This is a genomic window from Acidovorax sp. 69 (genome assembly GCF_002797445.1).
Lineage (GTDB): Bacteria > Pseudomonadota > Gammaproteobacteria > Burkholderiales > Burkholderiaceae_C > Acidovorax.
On sequence record NZ_PGEP01000001.1, the window covers coordinates 3756643 to 3780727 of the forward strand.

At 64.2% G+C, this 24085-nt stretch carries 22 protein-coding genes and 1 riboswitch; of the genes, 14 read left to right on the plus strand and 8 right to left on the minus strand.

The window, feature by feature from the left end; genetic code table 11:
• Nucleotides 1–124: 124 nt before the first annotated feature.
• From CLU85_RS17245 to CLU85_RS17260, 4 genes are all read right to left on the minus strand, one after another.
• Nucleotides 125–469: a DUF1090 family protein gene (locus CLU85_RS17245; RefSeq protein ID WP_100411339.1), complete on the minus strand. Its 345-nt coding sequence runs from the start codon at nt 467–469 to the stop codon at nt 125–127.
• A gap of 162 nt (nt 470–631) precedes the next feature.
• Nucleotides 632–1510 carry a DUF6279 family lipoprotein gene (locus tag CLU85_RS17250; protein WP_100411340.1) on the minus strand — a complete coding sequence of 293 codons (879 nt, stop codon included), beginning with the start codon at nt 1508–1510 and terminating at the stop codon, nt 632–634.
• A 187-nt stretch (nt 1511–1697) separates the two neighbouring features.
• Nucleotides 1698–1913, minus strand: coding sequence for a hypothetical protein (locus CLU85_RS17255; RefSeq protein ID WP_100411341.1), 216 nt, complete (start codon nt 1911–1913; stop codon nt 1698–1700).
• Nucleotides 1914–1996: 83 nt separating this feature from the next.
• Nucleotides 1997–2941, minus strand: coding sequence for a LysR family transcriptional regulator (locus CLU85_RS17260; protein ID WP_100412612.1), 945 nt, complete (start codon nt 2939–2941; stop codon nt 1997–1999).
• A gap of 185 nt (nt 2942–3126) precedes the next feature.
• Here CLU85_RS17260 and CLU85_RS17265 point away from each other — a divergent pair, with 185 nt between their 5' ends.
• The 3 genes from CLU85_RS17265 to CLU85_RS17275 all read left to right on the plus strand — a co-directional run bounded on the left by CLU85_RS17265 (nt 3127) and on the right by CLU85_RS17275 (nt 7675).
• Nucleotides 3127–4323 (plus strand): acyl-CoA dehydrogenase, encoded by a 1197-nt coding sequence (locus CLU85_RS17265; protein WP_100411342.1) that lies wholly within the window; start codon nt 3127–3129, stop codon nt 4321–4323.
• Nucleotides 4324–4429: 106 nt separating this feature from the next.
• Entirely contained in the window at nt 4430–5701 is a 1272-nt protein-coding gene (locus CLU85_RS17270; protein WP_100411343.1) for a CaiB/BaiF CoA-transferase family protein, read from the plus strand.
• Nucleotides 5702–6142: 441 nt separating this feature from the next.
• Nucleotides 6143–7675, plus strand: coding sequence for a methyl-accepting chemotaxis protein (locus tag CLU85_RS17275; protein ID WP_100411344.1), 1533 nt, complete (start codon nt 6143–6145; stop codon nt 7673–7675).
• Between the two features lie 87 nt (nt 7676–7762).
• Here CLU85_RS17275 and CLU85_RS17280 read toward each other — a convergent pair whose 3' ends face one another.
• The 3 genes from CLU85_RS17280 to CLU85_RS17290 form a co-directional block, all read right to left on the minus strand.
• Nucleotides 7763–8308, minus strand: coding sequence for a 6,7-dimethyl-8-ribityllumazine synthase (locus CLU85_RS17280; protein ID WP_100411345.1), 546 nt, complete (start codon nt 8306–8308; stop codon nt 7763–7765).
• A gap of 127 nt (nt 8309–8435) precedes the next feature.
• A riboswitch (FMN riboswitch) is annotated at nt 8436–8606 on the minus strand.
• A 113-nt stretch (nt 8607–8719) separates the two neighbouring features.
• Nucleotides 8720–9205 carry a hypothetical protein gene (locus CLU85_RS17285; RefSeq protein WP_100411346.1) on the minus strand — a complete coding sequence of 162 codons (486 nt, stop codon included), beginning with the start codon at nt 9203–9205 and terminating at the stop codon, nt 8720–8722.
• A 172-nt stretch (nt 9206–9377) separates the two neighbouring features.
• Complete coding sequence (locus CLU85_RS17290; RefSeq protein ID WP_100411347.1) at nt 9378–10346, minus strand: LysR family transcriptional regulator; 969 nt, start codon at nt 10344–10346, stop codon at nt 9378–9380.
• A gap of 154 nt (nt 10347–10500) precedes the next feature.
• Between CLU85_RS17290 and CLU85_RS17295 the strand changes: the two genes are divergently transcribed.
• The 8 genes from CLU85_RS17295 to CLU85_RS17330 all read left to right on the plus strand — a co-directional run bounded on the left by CLU85_RS17295 (nt 10501) and on the right by CLU85_RS17330 (nt 19781).
• A complete protein-coding gene (locus tag CLU85_RS17295; protein ID WP_100411348.1) occupies nt 10501–11523 on the plus strand; it encodes a TRAP transporter substrate-binding protein in 1023 nt (340 codons plus the stop codon).
• A 93-nt stretch (nt 11524–11616) separates the two neighbouring features.
• On the plus strand, nt 11617–13398 hold the full coding sequence (locus CLU85_RS17300) for an IlvD/Edd family dehydratase (protein WP_100411349.1): 1782 nt from the start codon (nt 11617–11619) through the stop codon (nt 13396–13398).
• 80 nt (nt 13399–13478) lie between these two features.
• Complete coding sequence (locus CLU85_RS17305) at nt 13479–14696, plus strand: fumarylacetoacetate hydrolase family protein (protein WP_100411350.1); 1218 nt, start codon at nt 13479–13481, stop codon at nt 14694–14696.
• A 55-nt stretch (nt 14697–14751) separates the two neighbouring features.
• The gene (locus CLU85_RS17310) at nt 14752–15312 is read left to right on the plus strand and encodes a TRAP transporter small permease (protein WP_100411351.1); all 561 of its coding nucleotides are present in this window, start codon (nt 14752–14754) and stop codon (nt 15310–15312) included.
• Nucleotides 15313–15334: 22 nt separating this feature from the next.
• Complete coding sequence (locus CLU85_RS17315) at nt 15335–16615, plus strand: TRAP transporter large permease subunit (protein ID WP_100411352.1); 1281 nt, start codon at nt 15335–15337, stop codon at nt 16613–16615.
• Between the two features lie 62 nt (nt 16616–16677).
• Nucleotides 16678–18102, plus strand: coding sequence for an FAD-binding oxidoreductase (locus tag CLU85_RS17320; RefSeq protein WP_100411353.1), 1425 nt, complete (start codon nt 16678–16680; stop codon nt 18100–18102).
• Nucleotides 18103–18139: 37 nt separating this feature from the next.
• On the plus strand, nt 18140–18898 hold the full coding sequence (locus CLU85_RS17325; protein ID WP_100411354.1) for an SDR family oxidoreductase: 759 nt from the start codon (nt 18140–18142) through the stop codon (nt 18896–18898).
• Between the two features lie 19 nt (nt 18899–18917).
• Entirely contained in the window at nt 18918–19781 is an 864-nt protein-coding gene (locus tag CLU85_RS17330; protein ID WP_100411355.1) for a fumarylacetoacetate hydrolase family protein, read from the plus strand.
• Between the two features lie 127 nt (nt 19782–19908).
• On the opposite strand, the gene CLU85_RS17335 is transcribed toward CLU85_RS17330, so the two are convergent.
• On the minus strand, nt 19909–20550 hold the full coding sequence (locus CLU85_RS17335; protein ID WP_100411356.1) for an NAD(P)-dependent oxidoreductase: 642 nt from the start codon (nt 20548–20550) through the stop codon (nt 19909–19911).
• Nucleotides 20551–20685: 135 nt separating this feature from the next.
• Here CLU85_RS17335 and CLU85_RS17340 point away from each other — a divergent pair, with 135 nt between their 5' ends.
• From CLU85_RS17340 to CLU85_RS17350, 3 genes are all read left to right on the plus strand, one after another.
• Nucleotides 20686–21588: a LysR family transcriptional regulator gene (locus CLU85_RS17340; RefSeq protein WP_100411357.1), complete on the plus strand. Its 903-nt coding sequence runs from the start codon at nt 20686–20688 to the stop codon at nt 21586–21588.
• Nucleotides 21589–22220: 632 nt separating this feature from the next.
• On the plus strand, nt 22221–23180 hold the full coding sequence (locus CLU85_RS17345) for a chemotaxis protein (RefSeq protein ID WP_100411358.1): 960 nt from the start codon (nt 22221–22223) through the stop codon (nt 23178–23180).
• A 304-nt stretch (nt 23181–23484) separates the two neighbouring features.
• Nucleotides 23485–24033: a hypothetical protein gene (locus CLU85_RS17350; protein ID WP_100411359.1), complete on the plus strand. Its 549-nt coding sequence runs from the start codon at nt 23485–23487 to the stop codon at nt 24031–24033.
• Nucleotides 24034–24085: the final 52 nt, after the last annotated feature.

Sequence of the window (24085 nt, forward strand, 5' to 3'; positions counted from 1 at the left end):
CCACCTATTTATTGAAGCCGTCAATTGTCGCAGATCGCTTGCGCGAACAAGGCAGAAACAAGACCGCGAGGCAGCTGGGCGAAGGGATGCGCGCGCCAGAACGGACGCCTCACAGTGCCCTCGCTCAACGGTTGCCCTCACCCTTCAACTTGCGCAATTGCCCCTCAAGCGCTTCAAGCTCCCCCCTAAGCGCCCGAACTTCTCCCTCCAACCTTGCAATGTTCGCGGCACGGCTCTGCCCGGCGGAAGGCGGCTCGCAAGCCGCTTGCAGCGTGATGAGCTGGTCTGCGATTTGTCGGCGCAGCAGCATCTGGCCCTTGGACTGGGCGACTTCCATGCGCCTTTCAATGTCTGCCCTATCTGCAGCGCATGAGGCGTTGTCCTTCGCCGGGCTTGCGGTCTGCGCGGTGGCAACCCCCAGGATGGCCGTGGACAGGACCAAAGCGAAAAAACAACAGCGGACATGCATACAGATAAGTACCCAGGGAATAACGGCCAAGCACGACAGCTAATTTGCGCTGGCGTCCGGTACAGGGGACGCGGGACGGGCTTGAGGATGGTGCCAAGACCCCCACAGCGCCCATTCAAGGACACAGAGTTTTTTGGCTGGTTTTTATTTATCTACCTGTGCTCACCGCGCCGCCAGCACCAGAAAGTCTTGCTCGTAACGCTTCACAGACTGCACTGCTTTGAGCCGCTGCGCTGACGTCATCGCGTTGTGCACTTGGGAAAATCCGTCGCAGCCTTCTTCCACCAGCGTTTGCGCATAGCGTTGGTGCGCCGCGTCGGGCGATGTGTTGAAGCGGGCAAGGTAGCCGCGCAACAGGTTGCGGGCCTGCTCCGTGTTGGTGCGGTCTTGGGCAATTTTCTGCAGCACCTGCACCAGGTCTTTCTGGCGGCGCAGGCGTTCGGCGTAGGTGCGTTGCGGATCAAACGATGACTGGGCGATAAACGTGTGCAACGCCACCTTTTGCGGTTCGTCCAGGGTGCCGTAGAAGCCTTCAGCGCGTGACATGAGTTGTTTGAAACGCTGGTCACGCAGTTTGTCGGGCTTGACGTCCAGCCATTCCTTCTTCCAAGCGGTGTTGCTCTCAGCCTGCTTCCTTTGCAGATTGCGGATCTGGGCGTCGGTGAGCTGGGCGGCCAGCCAGACGAGCTTGGGTTCGGCCTGGACAATGACCTTGTCGATCTGGGCACGCACGGCATCGTAAGTGCGGCAGGCCTGGTCGGGCGATATCACGGATGGCAGTTGTTGCTGCACTTTTTGCAGAAGCTCGGCATGCCGGGGCAGCATGGTGTCACGGTGCCACTGGTGCAGATCACCCAGTTCGTCACGCACGCGCTCAGTTTGGTTTTCTGACAGATCGAGGTAGCTGTTCAGCTGCCAGTAGGCCAAGTGTGAGACCTGGTTGTAGGCCAGTTTGACGGCGCTGCAGCCCTGCAGCAGCAGACCACATCCCGCCAGGATGGCAACACACAGCGCCTTGCGAACGGGAAGCGATGCGCGCAAAAGGACTCCCGGTGGATGAAGGATGGGGTGACAGGCAGGATAGGGCGAACCGGTCACCCTGGTACTTGCGCGGCGCAATACCTGGCAAGCGCGAGAGGTTTAGCCCCGCCAAAACGCTGCTGCAGACCCCACGTCGGCGTCGCGCTCTGCATGCCTCGCTGGGATGGCGCGGGTGCGCCACAGCAGGTTAATTGTCCTGTCGGCGTATCAGTTGGCGGCCACTGGCTGTGATCGCCAGTTCGCCACCGGTGCCTTTGGTGATGAAGCCCCACTCCAGCAGGCGCGCGGAGACATGGTCCTTGAGCGCGTGGGGCAGCGAGATGACTTCGCCCATTTCGAGTTGCTTCAAGGTTGCGATCTCATCCACGGTGGGATCGAAATGCGGAGCGTGGTAGGTGGTCATGGTGGTCGCTCTCGAACAAGGTTGATGAAAGACAGACTTCCGTGCAACCAGATTAGTTCAGGGCCGCAGCAGATGCAAGCGCATCATCCCGCAGGCGGGGACACCCCCGCTTCCGCCATGCCCTGCAGCCACCGTGCAAACGTGGCCAGCACTGGCGGCTGCGCCTGTGCAGGGCTGATGAGGTAGTAGGCGCGCTCGCCGCGCAGCGGGCGGGCGCAGGCCACCACCAGCTCGCCGCTGGCCAGCTCGGCCTCGATCAGCAGCGGCGGGATCAGAGCTACCCCCATGCCGTGCGTGGCCGCCACGGCGAGCATCGAGAACAGCTCGTAGCGCGGGCCATCCAGCGCATGCGGCGCATCCACTCCCATGGCGTCAAACCACTGCCGCCAGCCATACGGGCGCGTGCTTTGCTGCAGCAGGGGCAGCTCAGCCAGCGCTTCGGCCGCAACGGGCTGGTGGGCACGCCCCCGGCCCCGGGGCGCGGCGGATTCGAGCAGGCGTGGGCTGCAGACGGGCACCACGTCTTCGTGCATCAGCAACTGCGCCTGCACGCCAGGCCAGTTGGCGACCTGCTCGGGGGTGCCCGCATACAGAGCGGCATCGAAGGTGGTGTCGGCAAACAAGAAAGGGCGTGTCTGCGTGTCGATGTGCACCACGATGTCGGGGTGCTGCTGCGCCAGCTGCGGCAGGCGCGGGATGAGCCAGCGGGTGGCAAAGGTGGGCACTGCCGCCAGGGTGATCGTGCCGCCCTCGCCCTGGTGCGCCATCACATCGAGCGTGTCGCGCTCCAGCCCTTGCAGCCAGCGCGCCACCTGGCGGCCGTAGTGCGTGCCTGCAGGCGTCAGCACCACACCGTGGCGCGTACGGCGAAACAGCTGCACGCCCAAAAATTCTTCCAGCGCCTGGATCTGGCGCGACACCGCGCTTTGGGTGAGCGACAGCTCCTGCGCGGCGCGGGTGTAGCTTTCGTGGCGGGCGGCCACTTCAAAACAGGCCAGGGCCTGGGTCGACGGGATGTTACGGCGCATGATGATCTGGAACATGAAACGGGCCATTCACCCTCGAACAACCTCGCCAGCAAGTATTCCATACATTCCAAAAACGCATGTCTGGATGAAAAGAACTCGCTTGCGGGGTGCCATTCCAAGGCCTACGATGCACCCCAGTTGATTTGTTTTCACCCCTTTTCCTACTGTTTGACCTGGAGACACACATGGCCCACGCCGCTTTTCAATGGGATGACCCTTTCCTCATCAGCCAACAACTGACCGACGACGAGCGCGCCATCCAGGCCGCCGCCGCTGCGTATTGCCAGGACAAGTTGGCACCCCGCGTGCTGGACGCCTTCCGCCACGAAAAGATGGACGTGAGCATCTTCCGCGAGATGGGCGAAGTGGGCCTGCTGGGCCCCACCATCCCCGAACAATACGGCGGCCCCGGCCTGAGCTACGTCGCTTATGGCCTGATCGCCCGCGAGGTGGAGCGTGTGGATTCGGGCTACCGCTCCATGGCCAGCGTGCAGTCGTCGCTGGTGATGGTGCCTATCCATGAGTTCGGCACCGAAGCGCAAAAGCAAAAGTACCTGCCCAAGCTGGCCACCGGCGAGTGGATCGGCTGCTTCGGCCTGACCGAGCCCGACCACGGCTCCGACCCCGGCAGCATGGCCACCCGCGCCTACAAGGTCGATGGCGGCTACAAGCTCAAGGGCAGCAAGATGTGGATCACCAACAGCCCCGTGGCTGACGTGTTCGTGGTCTGGGCCAAGGAAGTGTCCGAAAGCGGCGCCGTGGGTCCGATTCGCGGCTTTGTGCTCGAAAAGGGCATGAAGGGCCTGACGGCTCCGGCCATCCACGGCAAGGTGGGCCTGCGCGCCTCCATCACCGGCGAGATCGTGATGGACGACGTGTTCGTGCCCGAAGAGAACGCGTTTCCTGAAGTGCAAGGTCTGAAGGGCCCTTTCACCTGCCTGAACAGCGCCCGCTACGGCATTGCCTGGGGTGCGTTGGGTGCGGCCGAGTTCTGCTGGCACACCGCCCGCCAGTACACGCTGGACCGCAAGCAGTTTGGCCGCCCCCTGGCTGCCAACCAGCTCATCCAGAAGAAGCTGGCCGACATGCAGACCGAGATCGCCATTGGCCTGCAGGCCTGCCTGCAGTTTGGCCGCATGAAGGACGCAGGCACGGCCAGCGTGGAAGGCACCTCCATCATCAAGCGCAACAGCTGCGGCAAGGCACTGGACATTGCCCGCCTGGCCCGCGACATGATGGGCGGCAACGGCATCAGCGACGAGTTCGGCGTGGCACGTCACCTGGTGAACCTGGAAGTGGTGAACACCTACGAAGGCACGCACGATGTGCACGCGCTGATCCTGGGCCGCGCCCAGACGGGCATTGCAGCGTTCTCGAACTGAGCGACGCCGACACGCACCGTAAAAACACCGCCTTTGCGGTGTTTTTGCTTTCTAGCGCTTGATAGGCAAGCGCTACCAGCTATCTATTTCATAGTAATTGGCACCCATGACCGCACACTCTAACTCCACAGGCGCTCTCGCAGGCATCAAGGTGCTTGACCTCTCCCGCGTGCTCGCAGGCCCCTGGTGCACCCAGGTGCTGGCCGACCTGGGCGCGGACGTGGTGAAGGTGGAGCGCCCAGGCGTGGGCGACGACACGCGCCAGTGGGGCCCGCCCTTTTTGAAAGATGCGGAGGGCAACGACACCAACCAGGCCAGCTACTACACCGCCTGCAACCGCAACAAGCGCTCTGTGACCATCGACATGGCATCACCCGAGGGGCAAGCGCTCATCAAGCAGATGGCGCTGGAGGCCGACATCGTGGTGGAGAACTTCAAGGTCGGCGGCCTCAAGCAATATGGTCTGGACCATGAGAGCCTGCGCGCACTGAACCCGCGCCTCATCTACTGCTCGGTCACCGGCTTCGGGCAAAACGGGCCCTATGCCGAGCGCGCAGGCTACGACCTGATGGTGCAGGCCATGACGGGCCTGATGAGCATCACCGGCCAGGCCGACAGCCAACCCGGCGGCGGCCCGATGCGGGTGGGCGTGGCCGTGATCGACCTGTTCACCGGGCTTTATGCCAGCAACGCCATCCTGGCTGCACTGCATGTGCGCGACAACGGCGCCAACGGCACGGGCCAAGGCCAGCACATCGACATGGCGCTGCTCGACGTGGGCATGGCCGTGCTGGCCAACCAGGCCTCGGGGTTCCTCGCCACCGCCAAGGCGCCCGGCCGCATGGGCAACAGCCACCCCAGCCTGGCGCCCTACCAGGACTTCACCACGGCCGACGGCAACATGCTGCTGGCCATAGGCAACGACGGCCAGTTCCAGCGCTTCTGTGCGGCGGCCAACCAGCCGCAGTGGGCCACCGACCCGCGCTACGCCACCAACACGCTGCGCGTGCAGCACCGCACCGAACTCATCCCCGCCATGGAGGCCGTGACCCGCACCCGCACCACGGCCGACTGGATCACGCTGCTGGAAGACAAGGCCGTGCCCTGTGGCCCCATCAACACGATTGCCCAGGCGTTTGATGATGCGCAGGTGAAGGCACGCGGCCTCGCCGTGACGCTGCCGCGCTGGAAGGACGGCGAAGCTGGCGACGGCGTGGCACAGATCACCGGCGTGGCCAGCCCGCTGCGCCTGTCGGCAACGCCGCCCGTGCTGCGCAACGCACCGCCCGCGCTGGGCCAGCACACCGACGAAGTGCTGGGCGAGATGGGGCTGGATGCGGCGCGCATTGCCGCCCTGCGGGCCAGCGGCGTGTTGTGAGCAGGCCCAAAGACCCTGATCACCAACGCCACCCCTGTGGCGCCCGAGCGGCCTGGCCCTGACCGGCCAGGCCGTTTTGCTTGAGTAATCCACAAGAAATTGGCCTCTGGCGCTTATCGATCAAGCGGTAGCAGCTATCAATTTGATAACACAGCTGAACAAAAAGCATCGCTACCCCACCCTTGAGCGCCCATCAAAAAGACATGTACACAAACTTACATCCCTCACCATAATGGCTGAGGGAGTCTTCCCGGCGCGGCGTCTAGCGCCCACCGGTTGACCGAAACGATGGCGCAGTCGGGCAACAACCGCCGCAACAGACGGTGGCGTCAGGCTGGGCCTCAGGGCCTGCATGCGAACCCCAGGGGTGGGATCGCTCTCGGGCTCTGGTGGACTTTGCCCGCCACTGTGGCGTTGTGTGGACCCAACCAGGAGTTCGCGATGAAGCTCAGCCTCAAGCTACCCCTTGCCTTTACCGTGTCGCTGCTTTTGCTGTTTGCAGCGGCCCTCTTTGGCATCAGCCGCCTCAACCAGGCGCTCGACACCTACCAGACCACCGTAGCCCAGAGCTTTGAGCACGAGCGAATGGCATCCAGCATGCTCAACGAGTTCAAGGTGCAGGTGCAAGAGTGGAAAAACGTGCTGCTGCGCGGCAAGGACCCGGCCCAACTCACGCGCTATTGGGCCGCCTTTGAGAAGCAGGAAAAGACCATCAACGACCAAGCGCAAAAACTGCTGGCCGCCCTGCCCCCGGGCGAGGGCCGCGAGCGCGTGAACCAGTTTGCCCAGGCCCATGAACGCATGGGCACCGCCTACCGCAAGGGTTTCGAGGCTTTCAAGGCGGCCGACCACGACCCGCAGGCCGGTGACAAGGCCGTGGCGGGCATGGACCGCGAGCCCTCGCAGCTGATCGACCAGGCCGGCGAGCTGATCGCCAAGGCCAGCAGCGAAGTGGCTGCACGCGCAGCGGCCACCGCCCAACGCGCCACCACCATCAGCCTGGTGGTGATGATGGTGGTATGTGCCCTGGGCATTGCCGGGGCCATTGCGTTCAGCCGCACCGTGGTGAACCCGCTGGACAACGCCGTGCGGGTGTCGCAGGCCGTGGCCAATGGCGATCTCACCCTGGCCCGCCATGTGCAGGGCAAGGACGAAATCGCCCTGCTGCTCAATGCACTGCACCAGATGCAGCTGAGCCTGTCGCGCGTGGTCTCCGGGGTGCGCAACAACGCCGACAGCGTGGCCGCCGCCAGCACCGAAATCGCCCTGGGCAACAACGATCTGTCGGCGCGCACCGAGCAGCAGGCGAGCGCGCTGGAGGAGACCTCGGCATCGATGGAAGAGCTGAGTTCCACCGTGCAGGCCAATGCCGAAAACGCCCGCCAGGCCAACCAGTTGGCCGTGAGCGCCTCGACGGTGGCTGTGCAGGGCGGCGACGTGGTGGCCGAAGTGGTGACCACGATGAAAGGCATCAACGACAGCAGCAAGAAGATTGCCGACATCATCAGCGTGATCGACGGGATTGCCTTCCAGACCAATATCCTGGCGCTCAACGCCGCAGTGGAGGCCGCACGCGCCGGTGAGCAGGGCCGGGGTTTTGCCGTGGTGGCCAGCGAAGTGCGCAGCCTGGCCCAGCGCAGCGCCGACGCCGCCAAGGAGATCAAGACGTTGATACATGCCAGTGTGGAGCGCGTGGAGCAAGGCACGGCGCTGGTGGACAAGGCCGGCGCCACCATGACCGAGGTGGTGGCCTCGATCCGCCGCGTGACCGACATCGTGGGCGAGATCAGCGCGGCCAGCAGCGAACAAAGCGCGGGCGTGGCCCAGGTGGGCGAGGCCGTGATGCAGATGGACCAGGCCACGCAACAAAACGCGGCACTGGTGGAACAAAGCGCGGCCGCCGCCGACAGCCTGAAGGTGCAAGCGCAGCAGCTGGTGCAGGCGGTGGCGGTGTTCCGGCTGGCCGCGACCTGAACGGCCAAACGTTTGATAAAAATAGCCGCGAGCGCTTGATTTATATGCGCTAGCAGCTATATTTTTAATAGCAAATTAAATACAAGGTCAGGCGACTTCCGCCACCGCAGCCACCGCCTGCTGCGCCGTGGCCAGCGTGGGCGAGGCGAGCTTGCGCAGGTAGGCCATGGTCTGCAGGCAGGCCTGTGCGACCTCGGTGCCCTTCTTCACGAAATGCTCGCGGAAAAAGCGCACATGGTCCTCGTGGTCGTGAAAGTCGCGCGGCGTGAGCACGGCCGACATCACGGGCACCTCGGTGTCGAGCTGCACGCGCATCAGTCCGTCGATGACAGCGGTGGTGACGAACTCGTGGCGGTAGATGCCGCCGTTGACCACCAGAGCGCAGGCAACGATGGCGTCGTAGCGCCCACTGCGCGCGAGCTTGCGGGCCAAGAGCGGAATCTCGAACGCGCCAGGCACATCGAACAGAGCCACCTGCTTTGGCGGCAGGCCATGGCGATCAAACTCGGCCAAGGCCGCGTCACGGGCCTGGTGCACGATGTCCTGGTGCCAGCTGGCACTGATGATGGCCACGCGGGCGCCACGGTGAGCGGCCACGGGAACGAGGGGAGAGACAGAAGAAGACTGATTCATGGGTTCCTCAAAACAGGTCAAACCAGAATCAGGGCGCGCGCGAACACGGCTCCCGCCCTGTGGCGCCAAAACCCGCAGGCGCGCAAGCGCCCACCGGCAAGCCCTCCAAAGACGGGTGCTGTGGGTTTCGCGATCTCTTTCATCCGGACTGTGACCGTCGGCTCTGGCATCGCACCAGATCTGCTGACCCTGCGCGGCCATTCCGAGGAAAAGCCCTGCAGGCGCTCGCGGGCTCTTGCAGGCCTTTCAGCCCGCACATACCGCCGGTGGGGAATTTCGCCCCGCCCTGAGAACGCTGCGGGCCCCAGCAAAACGCCGGTGCCCACCCACAGATTTTAGGGGCTGCCCCGCAGGCAGACGGTCGCCCAGGCGATTGCCTGCACCGGCAGCGCTGATTTGTATCGGCCCGACTCAGCGGGGGCGCTCGAACCCGGCATCCACCCAGGCCGCGGCGCTGGCAGGGGTCAACTTGAAGGAAGGCGGCACAGGCACGCGTGCCAGTTCCTCGCCCAGATCATCGTGTGCACTCAAGGTGGCCGTGGCGCCCTCTTCATCGGGCACGATGGCCAGGGCCACACGCAGGCGCTGACCCTGCACGGTGGTGATGGTCACGTTCTTGTTGAGCTGCGCGTGCAGTTGCTGCTCATGGCGGCGGATCACCTCGCTGGCCGTCTTGACCAGGGTGTTGAAAGCCGACACATCGAGCGGCTTGGGATTCTTTTTGTCGCGCCCCATCGTCCACGGGCCTACCAGCGCAGGCTCTGACTCGCCTTGCAGCGTCATGGCCACAGCCCAGCCGTCGTCGTCTTCGTTCTTGATGACACGCGCTGTCCAGCGGCCGTCGCTCCAAAGGCGGGGTTCCTGGAGGATGTCGGGCGTGTCGGTGGCGTCTTGCATGGGGCGGCAGCTGGTTTCAAGGAAAGGGCGCCGAGCATAACGGCCCGACCGCTGCGCGCCCTGCCAATACCCCCGCAAAGAGGCACAAGAAGCGAAGGCACATGATGTCGACACTTCTGAAACCCGCATTTTCAATAACTTTTGGTTATTGATAAGCGAACCGCCAGGCGGTTCAGCCCAGGTCGATGGCACGGCTTGCCGCTTCCCGCAGCACGTCCATGAACGCCTGCGCTGCCGGCGTGGGCGGCTCACCCAGCCGCGTGATCAGGCCGTAGTCGGGCATGCGGTCTGGCAGCTCCACGGGGATGCGGGCCAACAGGCCTTTGTTCACGTATTTCTCGACCAGCGCAGCAGGCTGCAGCGAGACCATATGGGTGGTGTGCATCAGCTCCAGCGCAAACAGGAACGAAGGCGTCTCCACCACACCCGAGGTAGGCGCCAGGCCAGCGCCACCAAAGATGTCATCCGACACCTTGCGCACGGCGGTGGAGGCGGGGTAAAGAATCCATGGCCAGTGGGCCAGCTCGGTCAAGGCCAGGTCCACCGTGCCGCGCAGGGGGTGGTGCAGTCCGGCCACCACCTGCAGCGGCTCGGCAGACAGGCGCTCGTAATGGAATTGGCTGCGCTGCGCCTCATCGGTGAAGCGGCCAATCATGAGATCGATCTTGCGCTCGGCCAGCCACACCACCAACTGGTCGCTGCTTTGCTCCAGAATTTTGAGCACCAGCAAGGGTCGCAGGCGCTGGATTTCAGCCACCGAAGCCACCAGCAAATGGGCCGCAGAGCCGGTGATGGCGCCAATCGACAAGTGGCCATGCCCGCCCTGCTTGAGGGCGTTGAATTCATCCACAAACTGGCGCTGGCCATCGAGCGCCGCGCTGGCATAGCGCAGGGTAAAAAGCCCCAGCTCGTTGGGACGCATGCCACGCGACAAACGATCGAACAAACGCGCTTCCAGGATCTCTTCGATGTCCATCAGGATCTTGGTGGCCGCAGGCTGGGTGACGTGCATCTGCTCAGCCGTCAACCGCAGGTTGCGGGTGCGCCCGAGGATGTCCAGAAACTGCAAATGCCGAAACCGCAGCCGCGCGCAGGCCTGTGCCAAAGACAAGGGTTTACCCGGAAATTCACCTGAACTCATAACCATTTGGAATGGATCGTAGCAAAAGATTCAGTAGACCCCGTGGGGGGCCAGACCTAATCTTCGGCCTGCGTCATGACGGCCCCGCCAAAGGGATCGCGGGGCGCCGACGGGGTGCCCCCGTCGTGACACAGCCATTCCAACGGAGACAAACATGAAGTTCAAAACCCTCGCCTTGGCCGCCACGGTGCTGGCCGCCCTGGCCGCCCCGGTGTCTGCGCAAATCAAGGACCATATGTTCAAGGTCGGCATCGGCCTGAGCGAAGACCACCCCCAGGCGCTGGCCGTGAAGCACTTTGCGGAAAAACTCGCGGCCAAAAGCGGCGGCAAGATGAACGCCAAGCTGTTTGCCAGCGGCTCGCTCGGCAACGACGTGAGCATGACATCGGCCCTGCGTGGCGGCACGCTGGAGATGACCGTGCCGGACTCCTCCACGCTGATGTCGCTGATCAAACCCTTTGGCGTGCTGAACCTGCCGCTCACCTTCAACAACGAGCAGGAAGCCGACGCTGTGCTGGACGGCCCCTTCGGCCAGAAGCTGCTGGCCAAGCTGCCCGAAAAGGGCCTGGTCGGCCTGGGCTACTGGGAAAACGGCTTTCGCCACGTGACCAACTCGCGCCGCCCCATCAATAAGGCCGATGACCTGGCAGGCCTGAAGCTGCGCGTGATCCAGAGCCCCCTATTCCTGGACACTTTCAACGCCCTGGGCACCAACGCCACGCCCATGCCGTTTACCGAGCTGTACACGGCCATGGAACAAGCGGCAGTGGACGGGCAAGAGAACCCGCCCGCCACCATCCTGACCAGCAAGTTCTACGAGGTGCAAAAGCACCTGGTGCTCTCGCGCCACATGTACAGCGCCTGGGTGCTGCTGATGTCCAAGAAGACCTGGGACGGCCTCTCGGCCCAGGAGCAAAAAATCGTGCAGGAAGCCGCCCGCGAAGCCACCTTGTTTGAGCGCAAGGCCATTCGCGCATTGAGCGAAACGGCCCTGGGCGACCTCAAGAAGGTGGGCATGCAAATCACCGAGCTGCCCGCTGCCGAACAGGCCAAGTTGCGCGCCAAGCTGCAGCCGGTGCTGGCCAAGTACGGCCGCGAGTTTGGCGAAGAGACCACGAACGAGCTGATGGGCGAACTGGCCAAGGTGCGCGGCACCGCAGCCACTGCGGCGAAGTAAGCCACACGAGCCCCTTCCGGCGCGCAGCCTGCGCTGCGCGCCCCCAGCGCAGCCGCCCGCGAGGCCGGCGACGCTTTCGCCACAGGTAACGACATGGACAAGACACCCCGCCGCCCTTTTCGCTCGCGCGACTGGTTTGCCGACCCCGCGCGCTCCGACATGACCGCGCTCTATCTGGAGCGTTTCATGAACTACGGGCTCACGCCCGAGGAGCTGCGTTCGGGCCGGCCCATCATTGGCATTGCACAAACGGGCAGCGACCTGTCGCCGTGCAACCGCATCCACCTGGATCTGGCGCGCCGCGTGCGCGATGGCATCCGCGATGCGGGCGGGATTCCGATGGAGTTTCCGGTCCATCCCATTTTTGAAAACTGCCGCCGCCCCACGGCCGCACTCGACCGCAACCTGGCGTACCTGGGCCTGGTCGAAATCCTGTACGGCTACCCCATCGACGCCGTGGTGCTGACCACTGGCTGCGACAAGACCACGCCTGCCGGGATCATGGCCGCTTCCACCGTCGACATCCCAGCCATCGTGCTCTCGGGCGGGCCCATGCTGGACGGCTGGCACAACGGCGAACTGGTGGGCTCGGGCACTGTCATCTGGCGCAGCCGCCGTCAGCTGGCCGCTGGCGAGATTGACGAAGAAGAATTTTTGCAGCGCGCCTGCAGCAGCGCCCCGTCGGCCGGCCACTGCAACACCATGGGCACGGCATCGACCATGAACGCAGTGGCCGAGGCGCTGGGACTGTCGCTGCCCGGTTGTGCGGCCATTCCGGCACCCTACCGTGAGCGCGGCCAGATGGCCTATGAAACCGGGCGCCGCATTGTCGAGATGGCGTACGAAGACCTGCGGCCCTCGCGCATCCTGACACGGGAGAGCTTTCTCAATGCCCTCTCGGTCATCAGCGTGGCCGGAGGCTCCAGCAACGCGCAGGTGCACGTCATGGCCATGGCGCGCCATGCGGGCGTGGCGCTGGAAGCCAAGGACTGGACCGAGCACGCCTACGACCTGCCCCTGCTGCTGAACATGCAGCCCGCCGGTCAGTTTTTGGGCGAGCGGTTCTTCCGCGCAGGGGGCGTGCCTGCGCTGATGTGGGAGTTGCAACAGGCGGGCCGCCTGCACAACGATTGCGCCAGCGTGACCGGCACAACCATGGGCGAGAACCTGCAGGGCCGCGAAACACGCGACCGCGAGGTGATCCGGCCCTTCAACGACCCGCTGATGGAGAAGGCGGGCTTCATGGTGCTCAGCGGCAACCTGTTTGACTTTGGCATCATGAAGACCTCGGTAATATCGCCCGCGTTCCGCGAGCGTTACCTGAGCCAGCCGGGGCGTGAAGGCATCTTTGAAGCCCGCGCCGTGGTCTTTGAAGGCGCGGACGACTACCACGCACGCATCAACGACCCGGCGCTGAACATCGATGAAGGCTGCATCCTGGTGATGCGCGGCGCGGGGCCCATTGGCTGGCCCGGCTCGGCCGAGGTGGTCAACATGCAGCCGCCCGATGCGCTCATCCGCCGCGGTGTCACTACCCTACCGACACTGGGCGACGGGAGGCAATCGGGCACGGCCGACAGTCCCTCCATCCTCAACGTGTCGCCCGAAAGCGCCGTGGGCGGCGGCCTGTGCTGGCTGCACAGCGGCGACACGGTCCGCATCGACCTGAACGCCGGGCGCTGCGATGCCCTGGTGCCCCCCCAGGAAATTGAACGCCGCCGCCGCGAACTGCCCGTGCCCCCCATTCCCGCCAGCCAGTCGCCCTGGGAGGCGCTGTACCGCGAGAAAACGGGCCAACTGGTCGACGGCGCCGCGCTGGACTTTGCGTTGGACTACCGGCGTATCTCCGAAAAAACCCCGCGCCACAACCATTGACCTGGACTGTGGTGGTGCAGCGTGCCCCTTGGCGGGCTGGTGCCACAGGGGATGCAGATTGAACCCGTAAAGGACCTCGAATGAACGACATGACAACGGCCCGCGCGGCCGGTGCGGATGCGCACGCCCAGGTTTTGCCGAACGACGGCCTGCAAGGCACACTGGTGGGCCGCGTCTGGGCCCATGGCGCCACCCCCGGCCCGGCCGTGGTGGCCTTGCGCCCAGAAGGCGTGTTTGACCTGAGCGCGCACTACCCCACCATGAGCACGCTGCTCGACACCGCGCAGCCCGCACGCACTGTACAAGGCGCACCAGGGCTGCGCATCTGCAGTGTGGAAGAGCTGATCCACAACAGCCTGCCGGGCAAACGCAACCCCTCGCTGCCCTGGTTGCTGGCGCCCTGCGATCTGCAAGTGGTGAAAGCGGCCGGTGTCACATTTGCCGCCAGCCTGATCGAACGCGTGATCGAAGAACAAGCCCGGGGCGACGCCAGCCGCGCGCAAGCCCTGCGCAGCCAGGTGATCGGGCTGATTGGCGAGAACCTGGCAGACATCCGCCCCGGCTCGCCCGAGGCCATGGAACTCAAGGCTTTGCTGCAGGAAAAAGGGCTGTGGTCGCAGTACCTGGAGGTAGGCATTGGCCCGGACGCCGAGGTGTTCACCAAAGCGCCGGTGCTGGCCTCGGTCGGTTGTGGCGATGACATTGGTATCCGATCGGATTCCGCCTGGAACAACCCAGAGCCCGAAGTGGTGCTGGCCGTGAACAGCCGTGGCGACATCGTGGGCGCCACGCTGGGCAACGATGTGAACCTGCGCGACATCGAGGGCCGCAGCGCGCTGCTGCTGGGCAAGGCCAAGGACAACAACGCATCGTGCGCGCTGGGGCCCTTCATCCGCCTGTTTGACGATGCTGGCTTTGGCATGGAACAGGTGCGCAATGAAACGGTGCATTTGCGCGTGGTGGGGACCGACGGCTTTGAGCTGCGCGGCATCAACACCATGGCCAGCATCAGCCGCGACCCGGCCGACCTGGTGGCACAAACGATGGCAGCCCACCAGTACCCCGACGGGTTCATGCTGTTTCTGGGCACGCTGTTCGCCCCCATTGAAGACCGCGACCAGCCTGGCAGCGGCTTCACCCACAAACTGGGCGACCTGGTCACCATCCAGAGCGCCTGGCTGGGTGGCCTGCACAACCGCGTCACGCACAGCGAAACCGCGGCGCCCTGGCACTTTGGCTTGCGCGCCTTCATTGGCAATCTGGCCCAGCGCGGCCTGCTGCGCGACACAGTGCTTTAACCCGCAAAGCCAGCCCCAAAAATTGAATGGCCCAAGCCATCCTGGAGACACAACCATGCTGAACGAACTCATAGACCGGTTTTGCCGGGGGATCAACCTGCTCATCGCGCTGGCCCTGGCCGTGATGGTGCTGCTGGTGTTTGGCAACGTGGTGCTGCGCTACGCCTTCAACTCCGGCATTTCGGTGAGCGAAGAGCTGTCGCGCTGGCTGTTTGTGTGGATCACATTTCTGGGGGCCATCGTGGCGGTCAGGGACCACGGCCACCTGGGCACAGACATCCTGCTCACCAAACTGCCGCCCATCGGCCAGCGCATTTGTCTGGTGGCCAGCTACGGGCTGATGCTGTTTTGCACCTGGCTGCTGTTCAGCGGTGCCTTGGCCCAGGCGCGCATCAACCTGGATGTGGAGGCTCCCGTGACCGGCGCGTCGATGGCGATCTTCTACGCGTCGGGTGTGGTGTTTGCCGTGGCGTCAGGCCTGCTGCTGTTGCTGGACCTCTGGCGCCTGCTGTCAGGCCAGGTGGCGGACAACGAACTGGTGCAGGTCACCGAATCGGAAGACCTGGCGTCGGTCGAGGAGCTGCACCTCGATCGCACGGGCGCTTCGCACAAATAAACCGGCCCAGGAGCAAATTCCCATGACTGTTTTCATCTTCCTTGGCTCCCTGCTGGCGGCCATGGCCATTGGCGTGCCCATTGCCTATGCCCTGCTGGTGTCCGGCACAGCGCTGATGTGGCACCTGGACCTGTTTGACGCGCAAATCCTGGCACAGAACGTGATCAACGGTGCGGACTCGTTCCCGCTGCTGGCGGTGCCGTTTTTCATGCTGGCGGGCGAGATCATGAATGTGGGGGGGCTGTCGCAGCGCATCGTGAAGCTGGCGCTGACGCTGGTGGGGCACAAACGCGGCGGGCTGGGTTTTGTGGCCATTCTGGCGGCCTGCATGCTGGCCGCGCTGTCGGGCTCTGCCGTGGCCGACACGGCGGCGCTGGCGGCGCTGTTGCTGCCCATGATGGTGAAGGCTGGCCACGACAAGGCCCGCGCAGGGGGACTGATTGCGTCGGCCGGCATCATCGCCCCCGTGATCCCGCCATCCATCGGGTTTGTGGTGTTTGGCGTGGCCGCCAATGTGTCGATCAGCAAGCTGTTTCTGGCAGGCATCGTGCCCGGGCTGCTGATGGGCCTGTCCATCGCCGTGGCGTGGTACTGGGTGTCGCAGCGCGAGAACATCCAGCCGCCCCCCAAAACATCTGGCGCAGAGAAGTTGCAGGCGCTCAAGGAATCGACGTGGGCCTTGTTCTTGCCGGTGATCGTGATCGTGGGCCTGAAGATGGGCGTTTTCACCCCCACCGAGGCGGCGGCGGTTGCAGCGGTGTATGCCCTGCTGGTCGCCACGCTGGTCTACCGTGAACTGCACTGGAGCCAGCTCACCGCTGTGTTTGTGAGCGCCGCCAAAACCACCGCCGTGATCATGTTCCTGGTGGCAGCGGCCATGGTGAGTGCCTGGCTGATCACGGTGGCCGACATCCCCCGGCAGCTGATCGAGCTGCTGCGCCCCTTCATGGACCACCCCACGCTGCTCATGATCGCCATCATGCTGCTGGTGATGGCCGTGGGCACGGCCATGGACATGACGCCCACCATTCTCATCATGACGCCCGTGCTGATGCCGGTGGTCAAGGCCGCAGGCATCGACCCGGTGTACTTCGGGGTGCTGTTCATCATCAACAACGCCATCGGCCTGATCACGCCGCCCGTGGGCACGGTGCTCAACGTGGTGGCCGGGGTGGGAAAAATGCGCATGGACGAGGTGACCCGGGGCGTGATCCCGTTCATGACCGCCCAGTTCATCGTGATGTTCCTGATGGTGCTGTTCCCCTCCATCGTGCTGGTGCCCATGCGCTGGTTCACGGGCTAGACCCCGCACACGCCCACACAAGACACCCCTGGAGCCTTGCTCTCAGCCCCTTCGGAGACCCCATGGAATCGAACACCCTGCCCCACCCTCGCGCACAGCACCCTGTGGTGGATGCACTGATTGCCGCACTGGACCCCTCGGCGGTGCTCTTTGGCGCCGACATGCCGGCCCGCAATCACAACGACTACAGCGGACTGCCCCCCAGCATTCCGCTGGTCGTGGTGCGGCCCGCGGACACAAACGGTGTGGCCACGGCCATGCGCATCTGCCAGGCCCATGGTGTGGCCGTAGTGCCCCAGGGCGGGCTCACGGGCCTGTGCGGCGGCGCAAGAGCCGCACAAGACCAGGTGGCCTTGTCCCTGGAGCGCTTGACTGGCATCGAAGAAGTGGACACCGCCGCTGCCACCATGACGGTGCTGGCAGGGACGCCGCTGGAGACAGTCCAGCTGGCGGCCACCGCAGCGGGCTTTTTCTGCCCGCTGGACCTGGGGGCACGCGGCTCGTGTGCCATTGGCGGCAACCTGGCCACCAATGCGGGCGGCAACCGCGTGATCCGCTACGGCATGGCCCGCGAGATGGTGCTGGGCATTGAAGTGGTGTTGCCCGATGGCACCGTGGTGACCAGCCTCAACAAGATGATCAAAAACAACGCGGGGTTTGACCTCAAGCACCTGTTCATTGGCAGCGAAGGCACGCTGGGCATCATTACCCGCGTAGTGCTCAAACTGTTTCCACAGCCTGCCTCGACCATGGTGGCCGTCTGCGCGCTGCGCGACTATGCCGATGTGCTGGCGCTGCTGAACTCCGCCCGCCAGAACCTGGGGCCACTGCTATCGGCCTTTGAGGTCATGTGGCCTGACTACTGGCAATTTGCCATGCGCCATGCACCCGGCGTGCGCAACCCGTTCGATGGCGATGACACCGCCTACGGCGCCTACGTCCTGGTAGAAGCACTGGGCACCGACCCGATTCGGGATGCACCGCGCTTTGAGGCCTGGCTGGAGGGTTTGATGGACTCGGGCACGGTCCCCAACGCTGCACTGGCGCAGTCGCTGGCGGATGGCAAGGCGTTTTGGAGCATCCGCGATGCCAGTGGAGAACTGCACCCCGTCTGGCCGCACCACCTGGCCTTTGATATCGGGCTGCCGGTGGCCCGCATGGACGAATATGCCAACCGCTGCAGGCAGGCCCTTCAGGCGCAGTTTCCGGGGGCGCACTCGCTGTTCTATGGCCACATCGGCGACGGCAACCTGCACATCATCGTGTACCAGCCCGGCACGGACCCGCAGCCCAAGGAACAGGTCAACCACATCGTGTATGGCCTGGTGCGCGAGTACGGTGGCACGGTGTCGGCAGAACATGGCATCGGCACCCTCAAGCACGAGTGGCTGGGCCACGCCCGATCGGCCGAAGAAATTGCGCTGATGCGGATCATCAAGAACGCCTTGGACCCCAAGGCGCTGCTCAACCCCGGCAAGGTTTTGTGATTCAGCCTTCCACCGTACTTTTTGGCACCACCACACCATGACCACACTTCGACTTGCGAACAAAACGGCTTTTGTCACCGCTGCGGGCCAGGGCATCGGCCGCGCCACGGCCCTCGCTTTTGCAGCCCAGGGCGCCCACGTGATCGCCACCGACATCAATGCCCAGGCGCTCGCCAAGCTCAAGGACGACATTGGCTGCACCGTACATACCTTGGATGTCACCGACCCGCTGGCCATCGCAGAGGCAGCCAAGGCGGCAGGCCCAGTCCACGTGCTCTTCAACGGCGCCGGATTCGTACACGCGGGCAGCGTGCTCGACTGCACCGAAGACGAATGGGCTTTTGCGTTCGAGCTGAACGTGCGCTCGCAATTTCGCACCATCAAGGCCTTCCTGCCCGGCATGCTGGCCCAAGGTGGCGGCTCCATCATCAACGTAGCGTCGGTCGCGGGCAGTATCAAAGGAGCGCCCAACCGGTTTGTGTACGGCACCACCAAGGCGGCCATCGTGGGCTTGACCAAATCCGTGGCCGCCGACTTTGTGGCCAAGGGCATTCGCTGCAACGCCATTTGTCCCGGTACGGTGCTGTCGCCATCGCTGCAAGAACGCATCAACGCACAGGCCCAGGCGACAGGGCAGACCCTGGCCCAGGTGGAATCCACTTTTGTAGAGCGCCAGCCCATGGGGCGGCTGGGGCGTGCCGAAGAAATTGCCGCGTTGGCCGTGTACCTGGCCAGCGATGAATCCGCTTTCACCACAGGGACCGCCCAGATAATCGACGGCGGTTGGTCTAACTAGTCCACAAGGAACCACTGACATGCGACTTTTGCGCCACGGCCCCAAGGGCCAGGAAAAACCCGCCCTGCAACACACCGACGGTACGGTGCGAGACCTCAGCCAGGTCTTGCCCGACATCGGACCCGGCACGCTCTCGCCAGCGGGCATGGCCGCACTGGCGAGCGTCGACGCGTCCACACTGCCCGTGGTGCCCCAAGGCCGCCTGGCAGTGCCCTGGACCGGTATGCGCAAATTCATCGCCATTGGCCTGAACTACGCAGACCATGCAGCCGAAGCGGGTATGCCCATCCCCCAGGAACCCATCATCTTCACCAAAACCGTGGACTGCGCTGTCGGCTGCAACCACCCGGTGGTGCTGCCGCAGGGCTCGGTCAAGAGCGACTGGGAAGTAGAGCTGGGCGTGGTCATCGGCACCCGGGCACGCTATGTGAGCGAAGCGGACGCACTGAGCCATGTAGCGGGCTACTGCACGATCAACGACATTTCCGAGCGCGAATACCAGTTGGAGCGCGGCGGCACTTGGGACAAGGGCAAGGGCTGCGACACCTTCGGGCCCATCGGCCCCTGGCTGGTCAGTGCCGACGAAGTGGGTGATCCGCAAAACCTGTCGATGTGGCTGGACGTGAACGGCGAGCGCCAGCAAACCGGCAGCACCCGCACCATGATCTTCACGGTGGCGCAACTGGTCAGCTACCTGAGCCGCTTCATGACGCTGGAACCGGGCGACCTGATCACCACCGGCACGCCACCCGGCGTGGGCATGGGCAAAAAGCCCGCGCCGCAGTTTTTGAAGCCCGGGGATGTCATCACGCTGGGCATCGAGAAGTTGGGCGACCAAAAACAAACGGTGTTTGCCTGGGACCCCAGCCTGATCGACGGCTGAAGCGGCAGAGAACCTCAGCAGTGCAGGCAGGCGGCTCGTTTTGTGCCGTCCCGCACTTGCATCGCTGCATTAGCCCCCGCCACCGGGGGCTCGATGCGGCACCGGGTTTCGACGTGGTGCGCGGCCCTCAGCTTGCTACCGTGAACCGCTGCTGCACGTGGCGCGGGTTCTCCAGCTCGTCCACGATGGCCACGGCCATGTCGGCCACGCTGATACCACCAGGGGCTTCGCCGTTCATCAGCGGGGCGTCGGTGCCCAGGCGGTACTGGCCGGTGCGCTCGCCGGGGGCCAGCAGGATGGGGGGCGACAGAAAGGTCCAGTCCAGCGTGGTCTCGGCGCGGATCAGGTTGAGCGCTTCGCGCGCGGCCAGGGCGCCTGCCTTGTATTCGGCGGGGAAGTGGGGGGTGTCCACCAATTGCACACCGGGTGCCACAAACAGGCTACCCGCACCACCGACCACCAGCAGGCGCTTGACGGCAGCTTGCTTGACCCCTGCATAGATCGCGCGGGTACCGATGAGAAACTGGTCATGGATGTCGGGCACGGTCCAGCCGGGGTTGTAGGCGCTCACCACCGCATCGTGGCCCACCACAGCCTTGGCAACCTGGGCGGCATCCTGGGCATCGGCGGCCACCACGGTAAGGCCTTTTCGAGCTGTCAGCTTGGCGGGATTGCGGGCCAGAACGGTGACGCTGTGATTGCGGCGCAGCAGTTCTTCCAGCACGGCCGAGCCGACAAAACCGGTGGCGCCAATCAGGGCGATATTCATATCTTTTCCTTCTCGTTGAATGACCATGTGGTCGATGCAGTGAGAATAGAGGCTTGTCAAAATGGGCGGTAGAGGGCTAAAAATGCCTTCTATTTGAAGCTCAGCTTCACAATCAAGCCAAACCCAGGGTTGCGAATGGAAGACCTCAAACGCATGGCGGTGTTTGCCGCCGTGGTGCAACACGGCTCGATGAGCGGCGCTGCACGGGCCCTGGGCATGAGCACCTCGGCCGTGAGCCAGCAGGTGCGCAAGCTCGAAAGTGATGGCGGCGTCACGCTGCTGCACCGGTCTACCCGCAAGCTGGCGCTGACCGAGGCCGGCCAGCGCTACCACGCGCGCTGCGCGGCCATGTGGGCGGCGGCCGAACAGGCGCGTGCCGAGCTGGCCGCATCGCGCGACGCGCCCAGCGGCGAGCTTCGGCTGTCGGCCACCGTGGGCTTTGCACGCCACATTGCGCCTGCGCTGGGCGCACTGCTGGCCGCCCACCCGGCACTGCGCCTGCGGTTGCTGGTGGATGACACGCCCATCGACCTCATCAATGCCCGCATCGACCTGGCCGTGCGCTTTGGGCGCCTGCAGGACTCAACCTGGGCGGCACGGCGGCTGTGTGGCATGCAGTGGGTTCTGGCGGCATCGCCTGGCTGGGTGGCAGCGCACGGCACTCCACGCGACCCGGACGCTCTGCTCACCCACAGCTGGCTGGGCTTTGCCAGGGAAGGCGGTGGCCTGCTGATCGACCTGCACAGCCCGTCGGGGGAGCCCCGGGCCCTGCGCGTGGAGCCCCGCATCGCCAGCAACAACCAGTTGTCGATCCAGCAGATGTGCGAGGCCGGGCTGGGCCTGGCGTTGGTGGGCAGCATGGATGCGCATGAGGCCCTGCAGGCCGGGCGGCTGGTGCGCCTTCTGCCCGAGTGGTCGTTCGGCACGCTCGACATCTGGGCCGTCACGCCGCAGCGCGATGCCCAGCCCGCCAAGGTGAGGCAGGCCATCGCTGCGCTGCACAGCTATCTGCGGCAGGTGCCGGGTATTTCTGATTGACCCGGCCTGCTCGCGTGCCTGCGATCCATCGACTTTTTTATCTGTACGGCCATGAATTCCATCGTTGTGCTGGCACAGAACGATCCCTGAAGTCGCGGCTCCCGTTGCACCACGCCCGCTCGGCGGTATCGCGCAGGGCGGCCTGCCGCGTCCCGCCTCAAGGCGCTCGCCATGTCAGAAAGCAGCGCCGCCCGAACACTCGCACAGTGGATCGCAGTGGGCCTGGCCAAGCCATTCCCAGCCAGCATCGGCCACTGCCGTGTTTTACGCCTTGCAGTCCTTGCCGATCCGCAGCGCGTACTTTTCTCGCGATCAGCACGGGGGCTCCTTGAGCGATTGCGGCACGATATTTTGTTATTTTTGATAAATGTGATAAATTCATCAAACACGACGCATTATTGGCCGGGCGCCTTTGGCTGACAAGAACGCTGTGCGGTGGTCTCTCCACAGGGATGCAAGCGCAGGCAAAGTGCCCCGAAAAGCAACGATGTGCTCCCTGGAAGGCTATGCAAACCCTAGTGGAGCGCGGCACTTCGCAGTGATCATCGGCAAGCGGCGTAAATATTTACGAACAGCCCCAGCGTTCTACTCCTAGAATTTGTAAACGCGCGTATCAGCGCGAAGGACTCATCATGAAAGCAGTGCAGCAGGACATCGACGAACGGACCAACCTCACCAGCACCAACAAGTTCGAACTGCTGTTGTTTCGCTTGGGCACGGACAGTGCGCTGGGAAAATCCGAGCTGTTCGGCATCAACGTGTTCAAGATCCGAGAAATCGTGGCCATGCCCAGCATCACACCGATCGCAGGCACTACGGCACATTCACTCGGGGTGGTCAACCTGCGCGGACAGGTCATTCCCGTGCTGGACTTGCCCTCCATCGTAGGCTGCAAGCCACAAACAGGTCTGAACATCATGCTGGTGACCGAGTACGCACGCACCACCCAGGCGTTTGCTGTCGAATCGGTGGAAGACATCGTCCGGCTGGACTGGAAACAGGTGCTTTCCGCTGAAACCAGCGGCGCAGCCGGGAAACTGGTCACCAGCATTGCCCGGCTGGACGGCAATACCGACGAATCCCGCCTGGCCCAGGTGCTGGATGTGGAAGCCATCCTCCAGATGGTGTCCCCCTCTGACGGCCACGAAGTCACGGAGGAGAAGGTCGGAGCCAAGCTCAAGCTCAAACCCGGTTGCATCATCCTGGCCGCAGATGATTCGTTTGTGGCGCGCTCGCTCATCGAGCAGGAACTCAAGGTACTGGCGGCCCCCTATGAAATGGTCAAGTCCGGCAAAGAGGCATGGGACCGCCTGAACGCCATTGCCAAGAGCGCTGAAGCCGAAGGCAAGACCGTTCTCGACCGCGTGGCCATGGTGTTGACCGATCTGGAAATGCCCGAAATGGACGGATTCACCTTGACCCGCAACATCAAACAGGACGCGCGCTTTCATGGCCTGCCGGTGGTCATCCACTCATCGCTGTCGGGCTCGGCCAACGAAGACCATGTGCGCAGCGTGGGCGCCGACGGCTATGTGGCCAAGTTTGTGGCCGAAGACTTGGCAGAAACAATTCGTCGCGTATTGCCCAAGTGACCTCGGCGCGGGTGCCTGACGGGCGCAACATTTGATGATTTTGGCGTCTTGTGCTTGAGTATCAAGCACTGGGTGCTATCAATTTTGGTGCCGCAGCGGGGCTTCAAGGAGCCCCGCCACCCAACGGCAGAAGCCATGTTCGGCTGGGGCGGCACGATGGAGTCAACCAAACGGTGGCGCCAAACGCTAAAGTGTTTGGCACGGCAAATGCCAACCCGCGAAATTTGTAACACCCCACCGGGGTGCTTTTCGTGGGCTTTACGGGCAGGGCAGAACGCACCCACCCGGCCGGAGTCTGAACACCATGACATACACATTCGCCCGCATCATTGCTGCTTCGGTCCTGGGGGTCCTCGTGACGGGCTGCGCCACCGTACCAGGCGACCCGTACTACGAACCACAGCGCTACCCGGTGTATGAGCAACCTGGTTACATCTACAACGCTCCGCCGCCGGTGTACCAAGCGCCGCCCGTGTACCGCGCGCCAGGGGTGATCTATTCCGCCCCGCCTCCGCCGGCGGTTTACTACGGTGGGCGCGACCGGCGTGATGACCGCTGGGACAACAACCGTGACCGCAACGATTGGCGTGAACGCGAGCGGGACCGGGACCGAGCCGACAAGGACCGCGCAGCGCGCGAGCGAGATCAAAGAGACCAGCAGGCCCGCGAGGCCGACCGCCGTGCCCGCGAGCGTGACCAGGCCCGCCGCGACCAAGCCGAGCGTGATCGCCGCGCCGCCGAAGACCGGCGCAACCGCGACCACAACTCCGGGCGCCTCGCTCCCGACAGCTACACGCCCCACCCCCAAGACTGGCGCTCGCGCCAGCAATCGAACAGCCAGGAAAAGCCCTGAACCGCACAACGACATAGTGGCCCGCCCTTTCGCTGAACCCAAACGGCACCGA